The sequence below is a fragment of the Synechocystis sp. LEGE 06083 genome, assembly GCF_015207725.1.
GTDB classification, from domain to species: Bacteria; Cyanobacteriota; Cyanobacteriia; order Cyanobacteriales; family Microcystaceae; genus Synechocystis; species Synechocystis salina.
Map to the genome: position 1 here is coordinate 12,844 of NZ_JADEWJ010000004.1, position 24,081 is coordinate 36,924.

Sequence of the window (24,081 nt, forward strand, 5' to 3'; positions counted from 1 at the left end):
AGGGGGTTATGGCTAACAATCCCGTCAGGGGTGTGATTTCTCTTGCTCCCCACTGCCAAGCGAACTGTATCAATACTGGCTTCCTTCTTCTATCCTAGGCCGCCCCCAGGGTAAACAGCAGAGGCAAAGAAATACAAAAAGTTACAAATCCGGAGAAAGGGCAAAAAATTTTGCGACAATCGTCAACGTTGGGCCCAGGGCCATTGACGACCAAGACGGAGAACCATGTCAGATACCATTGAATCTATCCTCCAGGAAGAACGACTCTTTAATCCCCCCACCGAGTTTAGTGAACGGGCCTATGTGCGCAGTGGGCGGGAGTATGAGCAACTGTACAGCCGGGCGGCGAGCAATCCAGAGAAGTTTTGGGGGGAACTGGCGGAGCAGGAATTGCACTGGTTTAAAAAATGGGACCGGGTGCTGGACTGGCAACCCCCCTTTGCCCAATGGTTTGTCGGTGGCCAGTTGAATATTTCCCATAACTGTTTAGACCGACATTTGCATAGTTGGCGGCGCAATAAGGCGGCCATTATCTGGGAGGGGGAACCAGGAGATTCCCGGGTAATTACCTATGGGGAACTGCATCGGGAAGTTTGTCAGTTTGCCAATGCCCTGAAAAGTTTGGGGGTGCAAAAAGGCGATCGGGTGGCCATCTATCTACCCATGATCCCCGAAGCGGCGATCGCCATGTTGGCCTGTGCCCGTATCGGTGCGCCCCATAGTGTTGTGTTTGGTGGGTTTAGTGCGGAAGCCCTCAGGGATCGGTTAGTGGATGCGGAAGCGAAATTGGTCATCACTGCCGACGGTGGTTTTCGCAAAGATAAGGCGATCGCCCTCAAACAGGAAGTGGACAAGGCCCTGGAACACGGTGCCCCTAGTGTGGAAAACGTGATTGTGGTGCAACGGACTAAAGCCGATGTGACCATGACGGCGGGGCGGGACCACTGGTGGCATGAACTCCAACCCCAACAATCGGCCCATTGCCCAGCAGAACCCATGGACAGTGAGGATATGCTGTTCATTCTCTACACTTCCGGCAGTACTGGTAAACCGAAGGGCGTAGTCCACACCACCGGGGGCTATAACCTTTATACCCACATGACCACCAAATGGATTTTTGACCTCAAGGACACGGACGTTTATTGGTGTACCGCCGATGTGGGCTGGATCACTGGCCATAGCTACATCGTCTATGGCCCCCTCTCCAACGGAGCCACCACGGTCATGTATGAAGGGGTACCCCGTCCCTCCAATCCCGGTTGTTTTTGGGACGTGATTGAAAAGTATGGGGTGAATATTTTCTACACCGCCCCCACCGCCATCCGTGCCTTTATTCGCATGGGGGAAGCCATACCCAATGCCAGGGATTTATCTTCCCTGCGTTTACTGGGCACCGTGGGGGAACCCATTAATCCTGAAGCCTGGATGTGGTATCACCGGGTCATTGGCGGCGGCAAATGTCCCATTGTGGATACCTGGTGGCAAACGGAAACCGGTGGCATTATGCTCACTCCCTTACCTGGAGCCATTCCTACTAAACCGGGCTCCTGCACTCGACCTTTCCCAGGCATTGTGGCAGACATAGTTGATTTAGATGGCAACCCCGTAGAGTCTGGTCAGGGGGGCTTTTTAGTGATTAAACAACCCTGGCCCAGCATGATTCGGGATGTGTACGGCGACACCGATCGTTTCCGCTTTACCTATTGGGAACATATCCAACCTAAGGAAGGGCAATATCTCTACTTTGCCGGAGATGGGGCCCGCCGGGATGCCGATGGTTATTTTTGGGTCATGGGTCGGGTGGACGACGTTATTAATGTTTCTGGCCACCGTTTGGGCACCATGGAAATCGAATCCGCGTTGGTTTCCCATCCCCTCGTGGCGGAAGCGGCGGTGGTGGGTCGCCCCGATGAATTGACTGGGGAAGCCATTTTTGCTTTTGTTTCCCTGGAAGGCAACACAGAGGCCAATGAGGATTTGAAAAAAGAGTTGGTCAAGCATGTCACCGCCGAAATTGGGGCGATCGCCAGGCCAGCGGAAATTCGTTTCACCGATGTTTTGCCCAAAACCCGTTCCGGTAAAATTATGCGCCGTCTGTTGCGGAGTTTGGCCTCCGGGCAGGAAATTTCTGGGGATACTTCTACCCTGGAGGACCGGACAGTGCTGGATAAATTACGGGAGGGCTAATTGGGAAATTAGGTTCACCGTCACCACTTTTTCTTCCGGTTCGGCGACGGTAACCTCCAGGTCTGGGCCGAAGAATTTGGCAATTTTTTCCTGCTTTTCTTGCCAAGTTTCCAGGCTAATAAAGGGGGAGGTAAAGGTTAGGGTGAGCACGTATTTTCCTTCCCAGTCCTGTTCCAAAAGGCTAGTTAGTACTGGTCTTTCTTCATCAGTGGGGCTCAACCCTAGGCGCTCCAGGGATTCGTCCAGGTGGGCTTCCTGGCCATAACGATAACGGGTCACATCCTTACGAATTTGGTTTTGGGTGGGTGTGGCCAGTTGATTCCGTAGGGCGACAATTTTTTCCGGGGTCGGCTGACTAAAGGGAATGGGTTTCAACTCCGCTGCTTTCAGGGCCAATCCTCCCAATACCAGGGGAATGCCATAGAAAAAACCAGCCAGGTTGAGGGTGGCATAGTCCAGGGCGTAGGCCACAAATCCTGTGATGGTGAGGATTCCCCCTACCGTTAAGCCCACTGCGGCCAAAGAAATTTTAGGAAGCATTTAAGTCGATACCCTTACCAAGGAAAAACAGCGGGCAAATTGTCCCACGGCAATAGTATCCAACAAAACTGAGGTCCCTAGCTACTGGGATTGGCGATCGGCAATGGGCCAGTTTTGAGTCATTGTGCGAAACGGTTAAGATTTCCAATCCTCCACTGGTAACTTAACCATGCCGCGATTCCTTTGATGTAACTCTTGTGGTGCTGGCGTTGGTCGGGCAAGCTGCTTATGACTTCGTTACGGGCATGAGCTGTAACGGCTGAACTCCACTCTCCAACTATGAGCTAGCTCATGAAGAAGCTGGGATCTGTCTGTTAGACTGGCGCAAAATAGCGACATCAAGCCACATTAGGCTGGAACTGACCTTGCATAGGTAGATCTATCCAAAATAAATCTTCATATCTGAATATCTGAATTGCATCAACGGAAAAATTTCAAACATCCTTTTTAACCATGGCTAATCCATCCCTTGAGGTTATGACCCTAGCTCGCAACCGGTCTAGAAGCTTTAATTTACCGGTATGGCTGGTACTTGTCTGTGTTATCACCTTCAGTGTTTTACTGGGGGCCGGGGCGGCTATTTCTAAATATGCTCCTCCCCATCCCAGCCTAGTCCAATCACCTCAACAGGAGACTATTTTCACCGCTGCCGATGTGGAAAATGGCCAGGTTACCTACCTAGGTAGGGGCGGCCAACACGTGGGCAGTGTTTGGGGCCACGGCAGTTATCTGGCTCCCGACTGGACAGCGGATGTTTTGCACCGTTGGGGACTAGCCACAGCAGGGGTACTCTACGCCAATGATCCCAGTTTCTCCCAAGCTGACCTTGAAGCTCTCAGTGCCTCAGATCGGGCATTGCTAGAAGCTCAGGTGCAGGAGCAGTTTAAGCCCAACCGCTATGATGCGGAGACCGATACCCTAGCACTTACCGCCGCTCAAGCCGAGGGTCTCAAGCAGGTATTTGCCGACTATCAAGAGCTATTAGCCCATGGGTCACGAATTCACTCCATCCCCGATGGCTGGTTTAAGAGCGAGCAGGATATTCATGATGTCACTACGTTTTTTGTCTGGACGGCTTGGGCGGCGGCAACCAATCGACCCCATGCCCCTTTCTCCTATACAGCTAACTGGCCCCACGATGACCTGATTGGTAATCAACCCCCAGGGCAATTTTTAGTGTGGTCAATTGTGTCGGTGATGGTGCTGATTTTTGCGATCGCCGCTTTTCTTTTCATCTACCTCACCCAGGAAGAAGCCGATGAAGTGCAGGTTGTGGCCGATCGCCCCGCCATTCGTATTGCTACCCCTAGCCAAAAAGCCACCAGTCTTTTCTTTGGGGTGGCCATGGCTTTGTTTGGAGTGCAGATTGCCATGGGGATGGTCACTGCCCACTATGCAGTGGAAGGGGACGGCTTTTACGGCTTACCCCTCCAGCAATATTTGCCCTACGCCGCATCCCGCACTTGGCACCTACAGCTAGCCGTGTTTTGGATTGCCACCTGTTGGCTGGCAGCAGGACTATATTTTGCTCCCCGTTTTGGCAAACAAGAACCCAAGGGTCAAGTCTGGGGCAACGGTGCCTTGCTCATTGCCCTAACGGTGGTAGTCGTAGGTTCCTTAATTGGCTCTTGGGCTAGTGTTCAGGGCTTTCTCACCGGCGACAATAGCTTTATGTTTGGGCACCAGGGCTATGAGTATGTGGAACTGGGTCGTCTTTGGCAGTTGTTGCTGATCGGTGGCATGATCTTTTGGCTGTGGTTAATGTTTCGGGCCCTACGCCCTGCCATCAAGGCCGAAGGCAATAAAACCGGACTAAACCATTTCTTTTTCTACAGTGCCATTACCATTCCCCTCTTCTATGCTTCAGGATTGATGTACAACAACCATACTTCCCTCAGCATGGCGGAATACTGGCGTTGGTGGGTGGTGCATCTGTGGGTAGAAGGCTTCTTTGAAGTGTTTGCCACGGTGACCATTGCCTACCTCTGTAGTGAACTCGGATTTCTGAAAAAGTCTTCAGCGTTGCGCGCTACTTACCTGACTACAATTTTGTACTTAGGCAGTGGTGTGATCGGCACCCTACACCACCTGTACTTTGCGGGCACACCGTCATTTATTGCGGCCATGGGAGCAGTGGCTTCTGCCTTAGAGGTGGTTCCCCTTACCTTAATTGGTTTTGAGGTGGTGAAGACCCTGCGTATGTCTCAGCAAGCCGAGCGTTTCTACCGCTGGCCTCTGCGGTTCTTTTTGGCTACTTGTTTCTGGAACCTCGTCGGTGCAGGGGTCTTTGGGTTTTTGATTAACCCGCCCATCGTCCTCTACTATTCCCAGGGACTTAACACCACCCCCATTCATGCCCACAGTGCCCTGTTTGGAGTCTATGGCTGTTTGGCGATCGCCTTAATGCTTTTCTCTCTGCGGGAAATTGTGCCGGACCGGGCCTGGAATGAGAAAATTTTGCGGTTCTCCTTTTGGAGCCTCAATGGTGGTCTAGGGATGATGATGGTCTTGGGCTTGATTCCCAATGGCTTTTACCAGCTTATGCAATCGATTAACCAGGGTACCTGGTATGCCCGCAGTGCGGAGGTAATTGGTTCACCCTGGATGCAGTGGACGGTATGGTTGCGTATCCCAGGCGATATTGTGTTTACCTTAGGGGCGATCGCCATAGTGGTGTTTACTGGGCGAGCGGTATACTCCGTTTTCCATCAGCCTACTCAACTAGGCCCATCTGAAGCAATTAGCCCCGCTGTAGAGGGTCAATAGGTTCTAATTCCTATCCCTGGCTTCTTCAAGAAACCAGAAATCTTTCAATAATTATTTATTCTCAAGAAAAACCCATGACAACCCTATTTGATCAACTAGGCGGTGCGGCGGCGGTAGATCTAGCCGTTGATAAATTTTATGAGCGGGTGCTCCAGGATGACCGAATCAAGCATTTTTTTGCCAATGTGGATATGGCCAAGCAGAGGGCACACCAAAAGGATTTTTTGACCTATGCCTTTGGCGGCACAGACAAATATGATGGGCGCTACATGCGGGAAGCCCATCAAGCACTGGTGCAAAACCATGGTCTTAACAGTGAACACTTCGATGCCGTAGCCGAAGACTTAATGATCACCCTGGAGGAACTGGGGGTCTCAGAAGAATTGAGGGCCCAGGTTGCCGCGATCGCCGCCGCTCCCCAACATAAGCGTGATGTCTTGAATCAGTAATGGAATTACACTATCTCCCTTACCTAAGTGTCAAAAGAAGGCTCCCACTCGAATCTTGGATTGGGTGCCGAGATGAATTTCGAATAGCAACAAAAGCTGTAGTAGTTTATCTTCATAAGACTTATCTTCTTCCCATGTTTGTACTCGAAGCTCAACTCAAAGGTTCAACAAAACACTTTGTCGTCACTGATGATTAGTTATGTGCTTCGAGGTGAAAATGGAATATTCGGAAGTAAAGCCTACAGAAATCCCTATTCAGCTTTTGCTTGAGGCTGATCCTTCTGAACAAAGTATCCACTCATATTTAAGCGATTCGTGGTGTTACGTAGCCAAGCGTAATGGGCGGATTGTTGGTGCTTGTATTGCTAAGCCAATTCACGATAGCATTGTTGAAATATTCAATATCTCCGTTTATCCAAGCTTTCAACAACAAGGTATCGGATCAGGATTGCTGAAGTTTACCTTAAATGAATTAGCTAAAAAAAACGTGTATCGCGTAGAGTTGGGCACTGGTACATTCGGCTATCAGCTTACCTATTATCAGCGTATTGGCTTTAGGGTGGATTCTGTCGTGAAAGATCATTTTCTAGTAAATTATTCGGAGCCAATCTTCGAAAATGGTGTACAGCATAAAGATAGATTAAGATTATATATTGAACTTAAGTAATGCGCATAAAGCTTGGAGGAAGAAAACTCTATGTATACAGTTTTTGGAGATATGTTGTCCGGCAATTGCTACAAAATCAAATTGTTAATGGAGTTTCTTGGTATTGATCACGAATGGGATCATATTGATATCCTTGCCAGTGAAACTCACACCGAAGAATTCAGGAAAATGAATCCAAATGCAAGAATACCAGTCATCGACTTGGGTGATGGTAGGTGCCTCTGGGAATCCAATGCGATATTGAACTACTTAGCAGAGAACACTGAGTTTTTACCACAAGATAGGTATGAAAAAGCTAAAGTCTTACAATGGCAATTTTTTGAGCAGTATAGTCATGAGCCATACATCGCGACAGCAAGGTACATCAACAAGTACTTAGGATTGCCGAAAGAGCGGGAAGTAGAATATCATGCCAAACAGATTGGTGGCCATAAAGCGCTTTCAGTAATGGAGAAACATCTCGTTGAGAATAAATTTTTTCTTGGTGCTAGCGCAACAATTGCCGACATCAGTCTGTATGCATACACCCATGTCGCCGATGAAGGTGGTTTCGATCTGTCTGAATATCTGAATATTCAGAGGTGGTTCAGAGATTTTGAAAATATTCCTGGATATATAAAAATGACAAGAAAAAATGCCTAATAATCCGCTTGCATAGCAACCTCATGGGGTTTCTTGGTTAAGTTTGAGAGGTTACTAGCGGCGGCTGGGGACTGAACGGAATATTGGCCCGCAGGCCTTGACCAAGTCCTGTCAATCAATGATCCTGGAGTGAAATTTTATTGTTTCCCGCGAACTTTCTACCCCAATCAACTGAAAGACTGATTCTGCGTCGGTTTATTGATGTAGATCTGGAGCGGTTTCTAGCTTACCGCCAAGACCCTCAAGTAGCGCAATTTCAAGGTTGGTCGATGCTCTCCGAAACTGAAGGGAAATCTTTTATCAAGGAAATGCAGACAGCAGTAATCGGGATACCTGGTGAGTGGTTTCAAATGGCGATCGCCTATAAACAATCTAACTTACTGATCGGCGACATAGGCATGCAAATTTACGCAAAAGATCCAACAAATGTGGAAGTTGGTTTTACTTTGAATCAGCAGGAGCAGGGTAAAGGATATGCTCGAGAAGCGGTATCTGCCTTAATCCATTCGCTGTTTAAAATTAGAAGTATCAATAAAATTGTTGCTATCACCGACTCCCGGAATGAATCTTCTATTCGTCTTCTCAAAAGGCTAGGGATGAGGTTATCGAACTCCCTTGAAGTAGAATTCAGAGGTGAATGGTGTGTTGAGCAAACCTTTGAATTGAATCATCAAGATTGGTTACTCTCTTCAATAAAATCCGATGAGAAATGAGCAGTTAGAGCGGTATTGGCAGACATATATGGCAGGACTTTCGAATACTGCATCGAGTGACGAGGGCTATGAGGCGCACCAATTTGGTGACTCTCCTGCTTTGGCAGATGAACTGAGTAATTTAGTTCTGGAGGGGACTAAAACTGCAACTTGTTCAGCTTTGTGGGAATGGGAAGCAGAGGGAATTCAACTGCCTAAAATAGGGGCAAAAACAATCGTGTTAAATGGAAGCGGTGAGCCCACTTGCATTATTGAGACGACGGAAATTATGATCTGCCCATTTAGTGGAGTGGATGCACGATTTGCCTATGAAGAAGGCGAGAATGACCGTTCCCTGGAGTCTTGGCGGAAAGAGCATTGGCAGTACTTTTTGCGAGTATTGCTTGAAATTGGGAAGGAACCCACTCCAGAAATGCTTTTGGTTTGTGAACGATTTCGTGTTGTTTATATATAGGTAGAGTTGTTCAAACCACACTGGCGACCTATGATCCCAAAAGTCTCTGTTTTCATTGCAACAAGCCTCGACGGCTATATTGCGCGCAGTAACGGTGACATTGATTGGCTGGATGCCGCCAATGCCAAAGTCCCAAAGGGCGAGGATTGTGGCTACGGTGCGTTGATGCGGTCCGTCGATGTATTGGTGATGGGACGCAACTCATACGAAAAGGTGCGATCGTTTAGTTTTTGGCCCTATGGTGATGTTCCCGTCGTGGTTATGAGCAGCAAGCCGATCACATTCTCGGATGAACTGCCGAAGACACTCCAGCAATCGTCAGAAAGCCCTCGGGAATTATGCGAACGACTCTCTGGTGAAGGTGTTGCTCACATTTATGTGGATGGAGGCAACACCATTCAGCGATTTCTGGCCGCTAGGCTGGTTCATGAGCTTACAATTACGGTCATCCCGGTGATTCTTGGCGAGGGAATTCCCCTCTTTGGTCCGACGGGATCAGACGTGTTGCTAACATTTGTCGGAGCCAAGGCTTACGAGTTTGGCTTTGTCCAACTAAAGTACACCGTCCAAAATAATGCATAACAAAACCGCGAAAAGGAGATGCAATGACTGATCCCAGCTTAGAGGCAAAACTTGATGCAATCTTCAATGCCCACATGAGTGCAGAGTTGGCGGGCGACCTTGATCAAACGTTAGCGACCATGGCTCCACAACCGCATTTGGTGAACGTGCCAACTATGGTCGGTGGTCAAGGTCCAAGCGGCGTCCGAACCTTTTACGCAAAGCGCCTAATTGGTCAGTTTTTTCCTCCAGACGTTGTGTTTGAAACAGTCTCTCGAACCTGTAGTGAAGAACGGTTGGTTGATGAACTGATTATCTCGTTTACGCACACGCACAAGATTGACTGGATGCTTCCTGGAGTTGAGCCGACCGGAAAACGGGTTGAAGTCGTGTTTGTTGTGATCGTTGGCATCGAAAACGACAAGGTTGCCTACGAGCACATTATGTGGGACCAAGCCAATGTGCTTGTACAGATCGGACTCCTCGATCCAACGGGTCTCCCAGTTACCGGCGCCGGTGCCGCCGCAAAGTTGAGGAATCCGAGCATTCCAGATCCATTTTTTCATGAAGGCTAATCCCAGAGAAATACTTCAGTCATATAATTTACTGCCTTTGGCATTAAAACTTGTGATACCCCTTGCATGTAGCTCATACAGAATTGGCCCAAGTAGGCATTTTTTGACTACAGACGATAACAAAGTATTCATTAGGCAAAAATCTTAAAATCTCCTAACTACAACCAAGTTAGTTCGGTTGCTAGTGATAGCCACTTTGATTTTTACAAAGTTTAACATAATGCCTTGGCTTTGATAATATATTTGAACTCACTACTCCCCAAAAATAATTTGAATTTTTCACAGGCCTTAATTCGTACGGACAAACTCCAAATATTCAGTTAGGCTGAAACTGTGCAGGGCAGTTTGTAAACCGAGGATTTTGTATCAAGAAAAGTTCTGAGCCCGTCACCTTTGATAAGCGACTTGAGGTTGTTGTGTTCTCTTTCTTTATTCTGGTCAGAGAATAAACCTCTGAAAGCCTAAAGCCCATGATTAATAGCTATTTTATTGTTTTTTTTAAGAACAAATAAAATTTTTATTCAAGAATATATCAATAAGACCGCGCGATTTAAATCTTGATACCACAAAGTCATTCTGAGGCTGATTAAGAGAGGATATCAGTCCAATCGTTGCTCCTAGTTAGTCAAGATTCTTTACTTTTATTCCCAGTTCCAGACACGTGATTTTCATCAATATACATTCATCAGACAAGAGATGGGTATATTGAAAAAACCTCGCCACTGAGCTAGTGATTTGCTATGTTAAAAACAAAAGGTAAAATTTTAGTTGTTGGTGATTCTGGTAATCTGCAAAAGCTCAGGGAGAAACTCGAAAACAAAGGCTATGAGTTTCAAGTTTGTCGATCTGATTCGGCTATCCTAAAAAATGTGTTAGCAATTAAAGTAGATTTAATTTTGCTTTACGTTAAACTCGGTGGTTATGATGCCTATGAGCTGTGTCGACGATTAAAAGCAGATGTAGAGATAGCTCCTATTCCTATCATTTTTTTAAGCGAACTGACTAGTACTTTTAATAAAGTTCGAGGTTTGGAGTTAGGGGGGGCTGATTATATAACCCAGCCCTTTCAAATGGAGGAATTATTCGCACGAATTGCAACTCACATATCTCTGCGGCAACTCCAGCGCCGACTTTGGGCAACAAGCACAGAACTAATTCGAGCAAAAAATAAGCAATTACTTAAAGAAATAGAGGATCATAGACAAACTCAGGAGGCTCTTTTTTTTGAGAAGGAATTAGCTCAGGTTACGCTTAAATCCATTGGGGATGCGGTAATTACCACTGATGCTGAATGTGCTGTTACCTATCTTAATCCCACCGCTGAATCACTAACCGGTTGGACGAATGAAGAGGCCTCAGGAAATCATTTATTTGAAATTTTTAAAATTATTAACGAATTTACCAGGAATCCGGTTAAAAATCCCATTATTCAAGCCCTGGAAGAAATTACGACAATTAATTTGGCGAAAAATACGAATTTAATTCGCCGTGATGGCTCCGAAATTCCTATTGATGACTCCGCTGCTCCAATTCAAGACCGTAAAGGAAACGTAGTGGGGAGTGTGGTTATTTTTCGGGATGTGACCATTGCCCATAACCTCACCCGTCAACTTACCTGGCAAGCCAGTCATGATTTTCTAACGGGTTTAATCAATCGTTCAGGCTTTGAACAGAAACTAGATGAGACCATCGCGGCAAATAACGAGGGCCATAATCATGTTTTATGTTATCTGGATTTAGACCAATTTAAGGTTGTCAATGACACCTCTGGTCATATCGCTGGGGATAAACTCCTACGTCAAGTGGCTAGACTATTACAACAAAGAGTACGAGAAGTCGATACCTTAGCCCGTTTAGGGGGAGATGAGTTTGCTTTTTTGCTATACCAATGCCCCTTAGAAAAAGCAATAGAAATTGCTGAGACTTCTAGGGATATGGTTGAAAAATTATGCTTCCAATGGGAAGGTAAAATTTTTCATATTAGTATCAGTATTGGCTTAGTGTCGATTCCCCCCCATGAAAACGACAAAAATCGTCTTATGAGCATGGCAGATGCGGCCTGTTATGCTGCAAAAAATAAGGGAAGAAACTGTATACAGGTTTATCGTGATGATGATAATGATTTACGGCAACAAAGACGAGAAAGACAGTGGGTTGGTGAAATTCGTGATGCCCTAGAAGCGAATAGTTTTGATCTCTATTGTCAGACTGTAGTACCTATCAATAAAAAATCTAAGCTGATATATTATGAAGTTTTATTGCGGTTATTGGATGAAAAAAGAATTATTGTTCCTGGCGTGTTTCTTCCTTCAGCTGAACGTTACCAATTAATGCCGACAATTGATCGGTGGGTTGTCAGTCAATTTTTCAGTCGTTATGATCATTATTATCAACAACATTCTGAACAAATGAATGTCTCTCAAAATTATTTATATGCTCTCAATCTTTCCGCCGCTAGTATTAACCATGATTATTTTCTCGACTTTTTGAAAATGCAATTGGCAAAAGTTTCATTTCCCTTAGGAACAATTTGTTTTGAAATTACAGAAGAGACGGCGATCAGCCATTTTGATCAAGCCGTAAAATTTATTAATGAAATCAAACAATTTGGTTGTTATTTTGCCATTGATGATTTTGGTCACGGAATGAATTCTTTTGAATATATTAAATATTTTCCCGTTGATTATTTAAAAATTGATGGCAGTTTTGTTAAAAATATTATTCAAAGCAAAGTTGACCGAGAGATAGTGGAAAGCTTTAATCGTATTGGTCATGTGATGGATTTACAAACAATTGCTGAATTTGTTGAAAATGCTGCCATATTGAGGGCTGTGGAGGCGATCGGTTTCGATTATGCCCAGGGTTACGTTATTTCAAAACCTTCTCCTTTAACGTTTGAACATGGGATGTGATGAATCGAAAGGGGTGATTAGCTCGTGTGAACAAGAAGCCCTATACAAGAGTTTGTTCGCCTTATTTCGAGAAGATATTGATCGTTTACGCCAGGCGTAGTAATCGGTTCTTGATTACTTTAATATCCGGCACATTAGCCTTATCGGTAAATTTATCTTCCCCGCATGAATTAGCTCATTGATTCTGGACTTTTCTCGGCAAGCAAGTTCGCTGCCTATTTTAAAAAATTTCGCTCCATTTGTACCCTTTTCAGGTCATGGCGCAAGCTATTTAGTTTTTATCTTTCCGTTGATGCTAATTGACCTTTACCTGCTTCTTACCTGTCAATGTTGACTATTTTACCTATTTTCTTAAGGCACTTTCTGTTAAACCTATTTCCCTTGCTACTTGGCTTAGTTGACTGGGGGTAATCATCGGACTCAAAGGGAAACTAACCTTTTTTCAATGGCTAAAATGGCAGCTTGGGTCCGATCCCGCACCTCCAACTTACGCAAAATGGTATGTACGTGGACCCGCACTGTACCTGGTGCAATGTAAAGTTCGTCGGCAATTTCCTGGTTGCTTTTGCCCCTAGCCACCAAGGCTAAAATTTCCAGTTCCCGCTTAGTGAGGGGATTGTCCGCCATGGCCAATGCCGGCACTGTTGGAGACGATGGGCTGTGTTGAAACGCTGTCTGAATTTCCTGAGAGGCGATGGCATCCCACCAGAATGCACCGGCCACCACTGAGCGGATGGCAAGCACCAATGTTTCTGCTGCTACCCCTTTGACGCAATAACCCTGGGCATGGGCTTCAATCAGGCGGTTAATGAGGGCAGGTTGGGAATGGGAAGTGAGAATAAGAACTGGTAATTGTGGATGAATTTTTTTGATTTGATGGCAGGTTTCAATGCCACCGATACCGGGTAATCCCACATCTAAAATCACCACATCAAAAAGCTGTTGATTGACGTAGGCGATCGCCGTTTCTCCATCTTCAGCTTCCCCGGCCACATCTAACCCCGGTTCTTGGCTGAGGCGGGTCACTAACCCCAGGCGGAAAAGTTCATCATCCTCCACCAGGAGAATCCGAATTGGAGTGGGGGCAATTGACATAGATGGTGTTGATTAACAAAGGGGACTTAACTAATTAGTCTAAATTAGGGCTACAACTAGCTGCTTAAATCCTTGCTATCGAAAAATTTTGCTTTCTGAACCATATCATTTTCGTTTAAAACAGGCTTGAAAATGAATAGTAATAAACCAAAGAGCCGGTTAAGCCCTAGGATTCTATGGGCAGAGAAAAAGCAAAAATGGCTCCTTGGGGAGAGTGGGGTTCCGCCCAGATTTTACCGCCGTGGGCTTCAATAATTTGGCGGCTGAGATATAAACCTAGTCCGGCTCCCTTCGCTTGGCGATCGCCATGGCCTTGATAAAATCGCTCGAAGAGATTGGGCAGATCATAATCAGGAATGCCCCGTCCTTCATCGACAATTTGCACCTGGAAATAATTATTTCTCGAAATCAAGGAAATTTCCACCTTACAACCACGGGGGGAATGGTTAATGGCATTGGTAATGAGGTTATTAAAAACCCGTTGTAGTTGTAGGGCATCGGCTTGTACCCAGTAGGTCTGGCGAAAGTCGGAGTTACCTTGGCGCAGACATAAATGGATTTGACGGGACGTGGCCAGGGGGGTGAGTTGCAGAATTACTTCTTCGGCCAGACTAGTCAGATTGACCGGTTCCTGGTGTAGGTATAAACCCTCTGTGTCATTGTGATAAACATCCATTAGGGTTTCAACCAGTTGCAAGGTCATGCGGTGGCTACGCATCATAATGGCGATCGCCCGTTGTTGGCCATGGGTAACGGCCCCAAACTGTCCTGCTTGGAAAGCATTGAGGGTTTCAATTGCTCCCAAAAGAGGAGTTTTCAAGTCATGGGTTAGGGTTGAGACAAAATCCTCCCGCACCTTGGCCAGTTGAATTTGGGTTGCTAGTTGTACCTGTTGTTTTAGCATGGCCGCTTCGTATTGTTGCAGGCGATCGCTCAGCCAAGCGGTGACCAGCAGTGCCAGTACGGTGATAATCCGATTGGCCAAGGTAATGGGGGTGATTGGTTCAATGCCCGGAATCCACAAATTTAGTAGGGTTAGACCCACCGCAATGCCTGTTACCCAGAGGGTTGCCCGACGCCCCAGCCGCACACTGGCCAATAACACTGCCCCAATGTAAAGGTAGCCGAGCACATAGGGAGGGGGAGTGCTGTATTCCAGGCTAATCACAATTAAAAAAAGAATTGCTAGCAACCAGTGGGTACGGGTCCAAATACGCATTGTTTGGTCAGACAATCATTGAACAGAAATGGCTTTGAAGGAGCAAAATTACAGGGGACTTCCCATCCATACTAAAACAAAAAAATGAATTTACTTGTTTAATTACTTCTATATCATTTGGTATAGATCAAAGCTAAGCAATTTTAATATGGGCAATGAAATTGTTTAAGTATAATCTATAAACATCTTTTAAATTCTCTTCTATACCTTGTAGAAATTCGTTGATCAAGGCAAGCTGATGACATGGATAAATTAGCGGCGGAATTTAACTTTTTTAGAGTAGTGAGTGACCCCACTTGTCCTGCCCTAATATTACTTGGAGATGACAAAGTTTTATGTGGCAAGGTTTTGTACAAATTGCACTGATTTTAGCCATCCTTGTGGCCACGGCCCCCTTGCTTGGGCGTTATATGGCGCGGGTTTTTCTTGGTCAGTCCACTTGGCTCGATAAAATTACCCGGCCTGTGGAGTCCTTAATTTTTGCTGGCTCTGGCATTACGGAAAATCGCCCCATGGGGGTAGCCCAGTATATTAGCGCTGTGCTGATCAGTAATCTGGTTATGGGCGTTTTTGTCTTCCTAATCTTGATGCTGCAGGGCAGTTTGCCCCTCAATCTCACGGCTTTAGCTGCCCCCTCTTGGGATTTGGCCCTACACACTGCGATTTCCTTCGTGACCAACACCAATCAACAACATTATTCCGGAGAAACTACCTATACCTACTTTAGTCAGGCTGGTGCCCTGGGCTTTTTGATGTTTACCTCCGCGGCCACCGGTATTGCCGTGGCGATCGCCTTTATTCGGGGCTTAAGCGGCCAGGCGATCGGTAATTTTTATCAGGATTTAGTGCTATCAATTACCAGAATTTTATTGCCAATTTCCCTCGTGGGGGCAATACTCCTCCTCCTGGCTGGGGTGCCGGAAACCCTTGCTGGACCAGCCCAGGTGACTACCCTAGAGGGAGCAACTCAATGGATCGCCCGGGGTCCCGTGGCCCATTTTGAAATCATCAAAGAACTAGGGGAAAATGGCGGCGGTTTTTTCGGTGTTAACTCTGCCCATCCCTTCGAAAATCCCAATAATTTTGCCAACCTACTGGAAACGGTGATCATGATGGTGATCCCGGCGGGTTTAATCATCACCTACGGCACCATAGCGGGTAACCCCAAACAGGGATGGTTAATTTTTTGGATGGTGTTTATTCTCTATGTAATCCTGATTACCGTCGCCGCCGTAGGGGAGTTTCATGGTAATCCCCTGGTCAATCAAATCTTCGGGGAAACCCAACCCAATTTAGAGGGCAAAGAAGTGCGCTTAGGTTGGGTATTGACGGCCCTGTGGGCTGTGTCCACCACGGGAACCATGTGTGGGGCGGTCAACGGCATGCACGATTCTCTTATGCCCCCCGGTGGTTTTGTCACCCTATCGGATATGTTCCTACAAATTATTTGGGGAGGCCAGGGCACCGGCACGGCCTATTTATTTGTGTTTCTCATCCTGACGGTTTTTCTCACTGGGTTGATGGTGGGGCGGACACCGGAATTTTTGGGGCGCAAAATCGAGAAGCGAGAAATTGTCCTCGCTAGCTTAATTCTTCTAATCCACCCCATTGCCATTTTAATTCCGACGGCCATTACCCTCGCCTTTCCTGACACCCTAGCGGGCATTAGCAATCCGGGTTTCCATGGCATTTCCCAGGTGGCCTACGAATATGCTTCCGCTGCCGCCAACAATGGTTCTGGCTTTGAAGGCTTGGCGGATAACACTCTTTGGTGGAATTTAAGCGCCAGTTTCTCGTTAATTGCCGGACGCTATGTACCAATTGTTGCCCTAATTTTCTTGGCCGATGGCATGGCCCGCAAACAACCCGTTCCGGAAACCAGCGGCACTTTCCACACCGATACAACCCTATTCACTGGGATTACCGCAGGAGCCATCATCATCCTCGGTGCCCTGACTTTTTTACCCATTTTGGTGCTCGGTCCAGTGGCGGAAGCTTTCAATTTGGTTTAGCTCCGAGCAATGTTAGCCGACGCTTGGTTTCTATCTTTTCCCTAATCTTAAATCCGATTTTTACCTAAGTTTATGGATTCTACTTCCACTGTGCGACAACCGGGGGGGCCACGACAACAGCGGCGACATACCCCAAAAGCCAATCTTTCCGATCTCTATCAACAGGCTTTTAAGGAAGCCTGGGTAAAGCTCAATCCCAAAATCATGATCAAAAATCCGGTCATGTTTATGGTTTGGGTAGGCACCTTGATCACCGGGGTGTTGACCCTCAATCCCAACCTATTTGGGGTGACTGGCACCTCAGCGATGTTTAACGGTTTGGTGACGGTTATTTTGTTATTTACAGTCTTGTTTGCCAACTTTGCCGAAGCGGTGGCTGAGGGTAGGGGAAAGGCACAGGCCGATGCCCTGCGGTCAACCCATACTAAGACCTATGCCCAGCGAATTTTAGCTGATGGTTCCCTAGAAATGGTCAGCTCCACCCATCTAAGGAGAGGCGATCGCCTTAAAGTGACCGCTGGCGATATTATCCCGGCCGATGGGGAAGTGTTGGAGGGGGTGGCCTCGGTGGACGAATCCGCCATTACGGGGGAATCGGCCCCAGTGCTCAAGGAACCAGATTCCGATGTGGCCAGTTCCGTGACAGGGGGCACCCGCATCATTTCCGATGAACTGATCATCCGGGTGACCGCGGATCCCGGTAAGGGCTTTATTGACCGCATGATTGCCCTGGTGGAAGGGGCAGAACGCAGTAAAACCCCCAATGAAATTGCCCTAACGGTATTGTTGGCGGTGTTGACCTTGGTGTTCTTAATTGTGGTGGCAACTCTGCCTCCCCCGGCTGATTACATCGATAGCCCGGTGAGCATTACCCTACTTATTGCCCTCTTGGTGGCGTTGATTCCCACCACCATTGGCGGTTTACTGAGTGCCATTGGCATTGCTGGCATGGACCGGGTAGCCCAGTTTAATGTGGTGGCCACTTCCGGGCGGGCCGTGGAAGCCTGCGGCGACATCAACACCTTGGTGCTAGATAAAACGGGCACTATCACCCTGGGAAACCGTTTAGCGGAAGCTTTTTTGCCGGTGAATGGTCATTCTGTGGAAGAAGTGGCGGCGATCGCCTTGGGGGCGAGTATTTTTGACACCACCCCGGAAGGAAAATCTATTGTGCGCCTGGCGGAGAAAATGGGAGCCAATTTGGACTTTGATCCCCAGGAGGCGGAGGGGGTGGAATTTTCTGCCCGGACTCGCATGAGCGGTACCAATTTACCCGATGGTAGTGAGATACGGAAAGGGGCGGTGGATGCAATTCGAGGTTTTGTCCGGTCAAGGGGAGGCCAGTCCCCCACGGATCTTGATGAAGCCTACCGCCGGATTTCCCACCTAGGGGGCACTCCGTTGGCGGTCTGTCGCAATGATGATATTTACGGCGTAATTTACCTCAAGGACATTATCAAACCAGGCATTCAAGAACGATTTAATCAACTGCGGCGCATGGGAGTCCGCACCGTGATGCTCACGGGGGATAATCGCATTACTGCTGCGGTAATTGCTAAAGAAGCGGGGGTTGATGACTTCATTGCTGAAGCCACTCCGGAAGACAAAATCCAGGTTATTCAACAGGAACAGGCCGCCGGTAAATTGGTGGCCATGACCGGAGATGGTACTAACGATGCCCCGGCCCTCGCCCAGGCCGACAATACCCAAAGCGCCAATGATGACGGCAGCACGGCAGAGAAACAGGGCGCAGCCGAATATGCTGAACCGGCTGACGGTACGCCCATCAGCGCCGAAGAATTCTTCAACGAAACAGCCGGCGCGGACGGCACCATTTCCCGCGACGATCTCGCCTCTGCCCTCACAGCGCGATTTGAAACGGCAGACGCCGACGGCGATGGCACGCTTACCGCAGAAGAAGCGGCAACCTTCTCCGCCAGCATGCGGTTTGCCCGCAACTAATCCGGGCGCCCCTCGGGGCGTCCATCGGAACCGCTCCGTGTAATGCCTATTTCTTCTTGATCCCGGCCTTGAAGTCCGCCTTGCCCAGATCGAGACCTTTTTTCAGGTCCGGCGTCCGTTTCGGCGGGGCCCCGTCTTTGATCCCCTTATCCGCGTCACCGCCATGCGGATTGGGCAGTTGCGAATACCCGCACTTCCAGCAGATCGATATCAGCGGCGGTATGTAGGACTTGCAGATGTAACATTCCCGGCTACCCAGCTTCTCGTCTGACATTGCGCAATCCTCTGACGGCCAATCACCACGCTCTGTCCTTAAAGGCGCAAAGCGAGGACTTATCGGGTCAATGTAGGGTGCATCAAGGCCAACGGCCGCAATGGACCGGCCGCCGTTGCTCACCGCCCTATTCAGACGATTGCTCGACATTTGCTTGGCGATAGACCGTCTCTGTCACTGTAGTGCGGTGGACCGATCCATCCATTTGCTTGATTTCTGTGTTGCTTAGCCGCGTGCGCCGGATCACACGGCCTTCTGGATCAATTTCAAGGCTCATCCGGAGCGCGCCGGAAATGGTTTCTGAAGACCGGGCCTCAATTGCTTCAGCCAGTGAAAGTGGTCTCGGACCCATAATTTCAGAGACAGCGACATCTGTTTCCGCAAGTCTGCGACGCAACAGATCGGGGTCCAACTCAAAATCAGCAACGTAAGTGTTCGCCTCAGAGCCGACTTCGATCTTCAACGGAGCTGGCGCTTTCGCCAAAGCGTCATTCAAGACCCTGCCCGGATGAATCTCACCTAGCCGGAGATCGTACATCTTAAGCGTTTCAAGGACGGAGTATGGATCGCAATTGATCTGCAATGCGGTCCAGGTAAACAACCACTTGCCGCAATGGACCCGGTCTACCCCGCCACGTTCGAGCCAGATGTCCAACCTCGATTCAAGCTCCGTAACATTCAGCAAATCCAGCGTGCCTTCGCTAGACTTGAAGACCCGGGCCGGAAACTGCCATTCTCGCATGCGCTGCTCGGGAGGCGTATCAGACGGAAGGTCAAACTCAAGTTCAACTCCGTCAGCTTGAACCTGCAAGACGCGCTCGATAAGTGTGCTCCTCGAGCTCGAGCTTCCCGACCCGTTGTCTCCGGTACTATGCGACTCGGATTCCAAGCGAATTTCGTAGGAATCGCCCACATGGTCGGGACTTTGGAATGCATCGCTCTGCGGGAAGGCCGGAAGATGGGCGGAACACAACAAAGCCAGAGCGATAAATTGAATTCGCATGACCGTTTTCACCCCAACCTTCTAAGGGCATTGGGTGCAGGCGTCCGGCCAACCGGACGCCTGCACCACTTCTAAATGCCCCCTACTCCGCAGCCGCCACCGCTGGCTTGATCTCCTTCACGCCGCGCGCAGCCAGGAACTTCCGGATATTACGGCCAGCCTGACGAATCCGCTGCTCGTTCTCGACCAGCGCGATGCGGACATAATCATCCCCATGCTCGCCAAAGCCTGCGCCCGGCGCGACAGCCACATGCGCTTCGTTGATGAGCTGCAGCGAGAATTCGAGGCTGCCCAGATGGCGCAGCTTTTCCGGGATCGGCGCCCAGGCAAACATCGAGGCCTTCGGGCTCGGCACCGGCCAGCCTGCGCGCGTAAAGCTGTCCACCAGCACATCGCGGCGGCCTTTATAGATCGCGCGCGTCTCGTCCACGCATTGCTGCGGGCCGTCGAGCGCCGCCACAGCCGCCACCTGGATCGGCGTGTAGGCGCCGTAATCAAGGTAAGACTTCACCCGCGCCAGCGCGCCGACCAGCTTCTCATTACCCGCCACAAAGCCCATCCGCCAACCGGCCATGGAATAGGTCTTCGACATCGTGGTGAACTCCACCGCAATGTCCTTCGCCCCATCCACCTGCAGGATCGAGGGCGTCGGCTCGTCGAAGTAAATCTCGTTATAGGCAAGGTCAGACAGCACCCAGAGGTCATGCTTCTTCGCGAATTTCACGGCCTCCTTGTAGAAGTCGAGATCGCAGACCGCCGCCGTCGGGTTCGACGGGAAGCACAGCACCATCGCGGTTGGCGGTGGCGTGGAATACTTCACCGCCCGGCCAAGGCTGGAGAGATACTGCTCAGGCGTGTGCGCCGGCACGCTGCGGATCGAGGCGCCGGCAATGATGAAGCCGAAATGGTGCAGCGGGTAAGATGGGTCCGGCGCCAGGATCACATCGCCCGGCGCAGAAATCGCCTGCGCCAGGTTGGCAAACCCTTCCTTGGAACCGAGCGTGACGATCACCTCCCGGTCCTTGTCCAGCACCACGTCAAAGCGGCGCTTGTAATAATCGGTCAGCGCCCGGCGCAGGCCGGGAATGCCGCGCGAGGCGGAATAGCCGTTCACGTCGGGCTTGCGGGCAGTCTCGACCAGCTTGTCGACGATATGCTTGGGCGTCGGCAGGTCCGGGTTGCCCATGCCAAGGTCGATGATATCGGCGCCCTTGGCCCGCAGGGCCGCTTTCGTGCGGTTCACCTGTTCAAACACATAAGGCGGAAGGCGCCGGATCTTGTGAAAGTCGGTGTTCATTTTCAGAGGTCTCAATAGTCGTCTTGTGTGACGCGGGGAACATTGAACTGGCTGCGGATGGCAGCGATTTCGGCTTCGGTGAGGAAATCGGATTCCGGCGGAATGTCGCCAAAACCCCCAATCATGCTGTCGGCGATGGCGCGGATCTCCTCGGCTCCGCCCACCGCCACGCTAGCTCGGGGGTCGGCAAAGGCGGCCGTAAGCGCCTCGCCCATATCCGCGCGCCCCTTCAGGGCAGCTCCAGGCACGTTCGCGGGGTCCACCTCAGGCAGCGCGGAAAGGTCAGGATAGCCTTCACCCCGGATCTCAGCACGCCGCTCACCATACCATGCCGGTGCGCTGTTCACGGCGTCCCGCACCTTCAAAAATGAAGATGAACATCCCGCAATAAGCAGCAAAGGCACAATCAGGAGGGGAATCGCCGTGTTTTTCATGGTTAAGCTCATTAAATGACAAACATTCTAAAGGATATATAAGCCCAAAGAAGCGGGCGAAACTACGACACATGGGCGGTAACAAAACACCAGCGTCTGAGACACCCTCCATCGCATCTTTGCTGATGGCGCAGGACCCTGCACGTCTGCAAGTGCTGATGACCACGCTTGCGCTGGCAAATACGGAATCTCAAGCCCTGCTCTCTGAAGTGCTGACCGGCTCAGGCCCCCTCGGCACGGTCAGCAAGGGAGATCCAATGGGCGCCGGCGATGCCTTCAGCCAGGTCGGCATGAGCCTTGCCCGCAATCCCATGGCGCTGATGCAGGCCAATATGGACCTGATGCAGGGCTGGATGGGCCTGTGGCAGGAGATGGTCACCGAAAACCTCACCGCCGAGCCCAAACCGGATAAAGACAAGCGCTTCTCCGATCCCGAATGGCAGGCAAATCCCGCCTTCAAGTTCATCCGCAAGGCCTATGATCTCAATTCCCGCTGGATGATGAGCCTGGCCGACCGCGCGCCCGACCTCGAAGAGCCAATCCACCTGCGCGCCAAGTTCTTCATGCAACTGCTGACCGAGAGCCTCGCCCCGACAAACTTCCTCGGCACCAACCCGGCCGCCCTGAAAGCCTTTATCGAGAGCGGCGGGGAAAGCGTCCTGGCCGGCATTCGCATGGCCCGCGAGGATGTCCGCAAGGGCGGCGGCAAGCTGCATATCACCCAGACCGATGAGACCCCGTTCAAACTGGGTGAAAACATCGCCACCGCGCCGGGCCAGGTCGTGTTCCGTAACGACCTCCTGGAGCTCATCCAGTATGCTCCGTCGCAGGAAACAGTCCATTCCAAGCCGCTGCTGATCTTCCCGCCCTGGATCAACAAGTTCTACATCCTGGACCTGCAGGAAAAGAACTCGATGATCCGCTGGCTGGTGGACCGTGGACTGACAGTATTCGTTGTTTCGTGGCGCTCGGCAGATGGTGTTACCAAAGACTACACCTGGGACGATTACGTTAAGAACGGCATCTATGCCGCTGTTGAAGCGGCCCTGCAGGCATCTGGCGCCAAGAGCCTCAACGCGGTCGGCTATTGCATCGGCGGCACGTTGCTTACCTCCGCCCTCGGCCATATGGCCGCCACCGGTTACAAGAAGATCGACTCGGCCACCTTCTTTGCCTCCCAGTCAGATTTCGAACTCGCCGGAGACCTGAAAGTCTTCACCGATGGCCCGGGCCGGGACTATGTCTACGGCATCATCGACAATCATGGCGGCATCATGCCGGGCAAGGAAATGTACGAGACCTTCAACTGGCTCCGGCCAATTGATCTCGTCTGGCGCTATGTCATCGACCAGTACATGCTGGGCAAGGAGCCCCGCCCGTTCGACCTGCTCTACTGGAACGCCGACCAGACCAACATCCCCGGCCCCGTCCACAAACGCTATCTCTCCGAATGCTACGCCGAGAACCGTCTCGCCAAGGGCGAATACACCGTGCTCGGAGAGAAAATCGACATGCGCAACATCGAGATCCCCGTCTTGCTGCAAGCTTCCAAGGACGATCACATCGTTCCTTTTGAAAGCGTCTTCCGCTCTGCAAAACGTTATGGAGACAACGCCACATTCGTTCTGTCAGGGTCCGGACATATCGCCGGTGTTGTGAACCATCCCGACGCCAGGAAATACCAGCACTGGACCAACAACAGCCTGGAGGCCGGCTCTGCCAATGCATGGCTGGAAACCGCCACCGAAACACCGGGCAGCTGGTGGCCGACCTGGTGGGCCTGGCTGAAACCGAAATCCGGCCGCAAGGTGAAAGCGGTCGAGCCCAAGGACATGGGCCTCGGCGCCGCGCCGGGCACCTATGTCAAGGTGCGCCTGGAAGACATCAAGCTGCCGCCGCTCTGAGGCGTCAGGCAGACAGCCCCGCGCTCTCGTCCAGCCCCAGCGCAATATTGATATTCTGCACTGCTGCGCCCGAGGCGCCCTTGCCGAGATTGTCGAGGCGCGCCACAAGCCGCGCCTGCTCGTCATTGCCAAACACATAGATCTCAAGCCGGTTGGTGTCGTTGCAGCCTTCGGCGTCCAGAGACTTGATCGCGTCCCCTTCCGTGAGCGGAATAACCTTCACGAAAGCCTCGCCCGCATAGGCGGCTGTCAGCGCCTTGTGCAGTTCCTTGCGCTTCGGCTTGCCCGGCAGCGCCCAGAGCGGCAGGGGCACTTCCACGATCATGCCCTGCGCATACCGGCCAACGGCGGGGGTGAACATCGGCATGTGCGACAGGCCGGTGAACTTCTTCATTTCCGGCGGGTGCTTATGCGC

Annotated in this window: 19 protein-coding genes and 2 pseudogenes; 13 read left to right on the forward strand and 8 right to left on the reverse strand. The window is 50.1% G+C overall.

The features are described from left to right. Window positions 1–225 precede the first annotated feature (225 nt). Window positions 226–2,187 carry an acetate--CoA ligase gene (gene acs / locus IQ219_RS00535; protein WP_190597854.1) on the forward strand — a complete coding sequence of 654 codons (1,962 nt, stop codon included), beginning with the start codon at window positions 226–228 and terminating at the stop codon, window positions 2,185–2,187. On the opposite strand, the gene IQ219_RS00540 is transcribed toward acs, so the two are convergent. After that, entirely contained in the window at window positions 2,173–2,727 is a 555-nt protein-coding gene (locus tag IQ219_RS00540; protein ID WP_194071375.1) for a DUF2854 domain-containing protein, read from the reverse strand. The two genes, acs and IQ219_RS00540, sit on opposite strands and share 15 nt — an antisense overlap. 453 nt (window positions 2,728–3,180) lie before the next feature. On the opposite strand from IQ219_RS00540, the gene IQ219_RS00545 reads away from it, so the two are divergent. From IQ219_RS00545 to IQ219_RS00585, 9 genes are all read left to right on the forward strand, one after another. Then, a complete protein-coding gene (locus tag IQ219_RS00545; protein WP_194071376.1) occupies window positions 3,181–5,493 on the forward strand; it encodes a nitric-oxide reductase large subunit in 2,313 nt (770 codons plus the stop codon). A gap of 74 nt (window positions 5,494–5,567) precedes the next feature. Further along, a complete protein-coding gene (locus tag IQ219_RS00550) occupies window positions 5,568–5,942 on the forward strand; it encodes a group 1 truncated hemoglobin (RefSeq protein ID WP_190597857.1) in 375 nt (124 codons plus the stop codon). Between the two features lie 217 nt (window positions 5,943–6,159). Further along, window positions 6,160–6,609: a GNAT family N-acetyltransferase gene (locus IQ219_RS00555; protein ID WP_194019794.1), complete on the forward strand. Its 450-nt coding sequence runs from the start codon at window positions 6,160–6,162 to the stop codon at window positions 6,607–6,609. Between the two features lie 30 nt (window positions 6,610–6,639). Next, the gene (locus tag IQ219_RS00560) at window positions 6,640–7,251 is read left to right on the forward strand and encodes a glutathione S-transferase family protein (RefSeq protein ID WP_194071377.1); all 612 of its coding nucleotides are present in this window, start codon (window positions 6,640–6,642) and stop codon (window positions 7,249–7,251) included. A 140-nt stretch (window positions 7,252–7,391) separates the two neighbouring features. Next, entirely contained in the window at window positions 7,392–7,964 is a 573-nt protein-coding gene (locus IQ219_RS00565; protein WP_228016606.1) for a GNAT family N-acetyltransferase, read from the forward strand. Between the two features lie 28 nt (window positions 7,965–7,992). Then, window positions 7,993–8,418, forward strand: coding sequence for an ASCH domain-containing protein (locus IQ219_RS00570; protein ID WP_228016607.1), 426 nt, complete (start codon window positions 7,993–7,995; stop codon window positions 8,416–8,418). Window positions 8,419–8,448: 30 nt separating this feature from the next. Further along, a complete protein-coding gene (locus tag IQ219_RS00575; RefSeq protein WP_194019791.1) occupies window positions 8,449–9,000 on the forward strand; it encodes a dihydrofolate reductase family protein in 552 nt (183 codons plus the stop codon). A 23-nt stretch (window positions 9,001–9,023) separates the two neighbouring features. Then, entirely contained in the window at window positions 9,024–9,554 is a 531-nt protein-coding gene (locus tag IQ219_RS00580; RefSeq protein WP_190597862.1) for an ester cyclase, read from the forward strand. Window positions 9,555–10,294: 740 nt separating this feature from the next. Beyond that, the gene (locus IQ219_RS00585; protein WP_194071379.1) at window positions 10,295–12,466 is read left to right on the forward strand and encodes an EAL domain-containing protein; all 2,172 of its coding nucleotides are present in this window, start codon (window positions 10,295–10,297) and stop codon (window positions 12,464–12,466) included. Between the two features lie 420 nt (window positions 12,467–12,886). Here the strand turns inward: IQ219_RS00585 and IQ219_RS00590 are convergent, their stop codons facing one another. Both IQ219_RS00590 and IQ219_RS00595 read right to left on the reverse strand, forming a co-directional pair. Beyond that, window positions 12,887–13,561 carry a response regulator transcription factor gene (locus IQ219_RS00590; RefSeq protein ID WP_194071380.1) on the reverse strand — a complete coding sequence of 225 codons (675 nt, stop codon included), beginning with the start codon at window positions 13,559–13,561 and terminating at the stop codon, window positions 12,887–12,889. A gap of 166 nt (window positions 13,562–13,727) precedes the next feature. Next, entirely contained in the window at window positions 13,728–14,780 is a 1,053-nt protein-coding gene (locus IQ219_RS00595) for a HAMP domain-containing sensor histidine kinase (RefSeq protein WP_194021298.1), read from the reverse strand. Window positions 14,781–15,115: 335 nt separating this feature from the next. Here IQ219_RS00595 and kdpA point away from each other — a divergent pair, with 335 nt between their 5' ends. Continuing rightward, window positions 15,116–16,792, forward strand: a complete 1,677-nt coding sequence (kdpA, locus tag IQ219_RS00600; RefSeq protein ID WP_194071381.1) for a potassium-transporting ATPase subunit KdpA — start codon at window positions 15,116–15,118, stop codon at window positions 16,790–16,792. 72 nt (window positions 16,793–16,864) lie between these two features. Next, a pseudogene (gene kdpB, locus IQ219_RS00605) lies at window positions 16,865–18,544 on the forward strand (potassium-transporting ATPase subunit KdpB); the annotation flags it as partial. A 256-nt stretch (window positions 18,545–18,800) separates the two neighbouring features. Here kdpB and IQ219_RS00610 read toward each other — a convergent pair. From IQ219_RS00610 to IQ219_RS00625, 4 genes are all read right to left on the reverse strand, one after another. Then, entirely contained in the window at window positions 18,801–19,028 is a 228-nt protein-coding gene (locus IQ219_RS00610) for a hypothetical protein (RefSeq protein ID WP_194071382.1), read from the reverse strand. A gap of 127 nt (window positions 19,029–19,155) precedes the next feature. Beyond that, window positions 19,156–20,031, reverse strand: a complete 876-nt coding sequence (locus IQ219_RS00615) for a hypothetical protein (protein WP_194071383.1) — start codon at window positions 20,029–20,031, stop codon at window positions 19,156–19,158. An 82-nt stretch (window positions 20,032–20,113) separates the two neighbouring features. Then, entirely contained in the window at window positions 20,114–21,328 is a 1,215-nt protein-coding gene (locus IQ219_RS00620; protein WP_194071384.1) for an LL-diaminopimelate aminotransferase, read from the reverse strand. Between the two features lie 11 nt (window positions 21,329–21,339). After that, the gene (locus tag IQ219_RS00625) at window positions 21,340–21,762 is read right to left on the reverse strand and encodes a hypothetical protein (protein ID WP_194071385.1); all 423 of its coding nucleotides are present in this window, start codon (window positions 21,760–21,762) and stop codon (window positions 21,340–21,342) included. 125 nt (window positions 21,763–21,887) lie between these two features. Between IQ219_RS00625 and phaC the strand changes: the two genes are divergently transcribed. Beyond that, on the forward strand, window positions 21,888–23,666 hold the full coding sequence (gene phaC / locus IQ219_RS00630; RefSeq protein ID WP_228016608.1) for a class I poly(R)-hydroxyalkanoic acid synthase: 1,779 nt from the start codon (window positions 21,888–21,890) through the stop codon (window positions 23,664–23,666). A 4-nt stretch (window positions 23,667–23,670) separates the two neighbouring features. On the opposite strand, the pseudogene IQ219_RS00635 reads toward phaC, so the two are convergent. After that, window positions 23,671–24,081, reverse strand: a pseudogene (locus IQ219_RS00635) (N-acetyl-gamma-glutamyl-phosphate reductase); the annotation flags it as partial.

Bases quoted from the DNA above. Each gene is read 5' to 3' on its own strand.
- kdpA (WP_194071381.1), top strand. From the start codon at position 15,116: ATGTGGCAAGGTTTTGTACAAATTGCACTGATTTTAGCCATCCTTGTG.
- IQ219_RS00595 (WP_194021298.1), bottom strand. From the start codon at position 14,780: ATGCGTATTTGGACCCGTACCCACTGGTTGCTAGCAATTCTTTTTTTA.
- IQ219_RS00625 (WP_194071385.1), bottom strand. From the start codon at position 21,762: ATGAAAAACACGGCGATTCCCCTCCTGATTGTGCCTTTGCTGCTTATT.
- IQ219_RS00620 (WP_194071384.1), bottom strand. From the start codon at position 21,328: ATGAACACCGACTTTCACAAGATCCGGCGCCTTCCGCCTTATGTGTTT.
- IQ219_RS00615 (WP_194071383.1), bottom strand. From the start codon at position 20,031: ATGCGAATTCAATTTATCGCTCTGGCTTTGTTGTGTTCCGCCCATCTT.
- phaC (WP_228016608.1), top strand. From the start codon at position 21,888: ATGGCGCAGGACCCTGCACGTCTGCAAGTGCTGATGACCACGCTTGCG.
- IQ219_RS00550 (WP_190597857.1), top strand. From the start codon at position 5,568: ATGACAACCCTATTTGATCAACTAGGCGGTGCGGCGGCGGTAGATCTA.
- IQ219_RS00555 (WP_194019794.1), top strand. From the start codon at position 6,160: ATGGAATATTCGGAAGTAAAGCCTACAGAAATCCCTATTCAGCTTTTG.
- IQ219_RS00545 (WP_194071376.1), top strand. From the start codon at position 3,181: ATGGCTAATCCATCCCTTGAGGTTATGACCCTAGCTCGCAACCGGTCT.
- IQ219_RS00610 (WP_194071382.1), bottom strand. From the start codon at position 19,028: ATGTCAGACGAGAAGCTGGGTAGCCGGGAATGTTACATCTGCAAGTCC.
- IQ219_RS00585 (WP_194071379.1), top strand. From the start codon at position 10,295: ATGTTAAAAACAAAAGGTAAAATTTTAGTTGTTGGTGATTCTGGTAAT.
- IQ219_RS00540 (WP_194071375.1), bottom strand. From the start codon at position 2,727: ATGCTTCCTAAAATTTCTTTGGCCGCAGTGGGCTTAACGGTAGGGGGA.
- IQ219_RS00575 (WP_194019791.1), top strand. From the start codon at position 8,449: ATGATCCCAAAAGTCTCTGTTTTCATTGCAACAAGCCTCGACGGCTAT.
- acs (WP_190597854.1), top strand. From the start codon at position 226: ATGTCAGATACCATTGAATCTATCCTCCAGGAAGAACGACTCTTTAAT.
- IQ219_RS00590 (WP_194071380.1), bottom strand. From the start codon at position 13,561: ATGTCAATTGCCCCCACTCCAATTCGGATTCTCCTGGTGGAGGATGAT.
- IQ219_RS00570 (WP_228016607.1), top strand. From the start codon at position 7,993: ATGGCAGGACTTTCGAATACTGCATCGAGTGACGAGGGCTATGAGGCG.
- IQ219_RS00560 (WP_194071377.1), top strand. From the start codon at position 6,640: ATGTATACAGTTTTTGGAGATATGTTGTCCGGCAATTGCTACAAAATC.
- IQ219_RS00580 (WP_190597862.1), top strand. From the start codon at position 9,024: ATGACTGATCCCAGCTTAGAGGCAAAACTTGATGCAATCTTCAATGCC.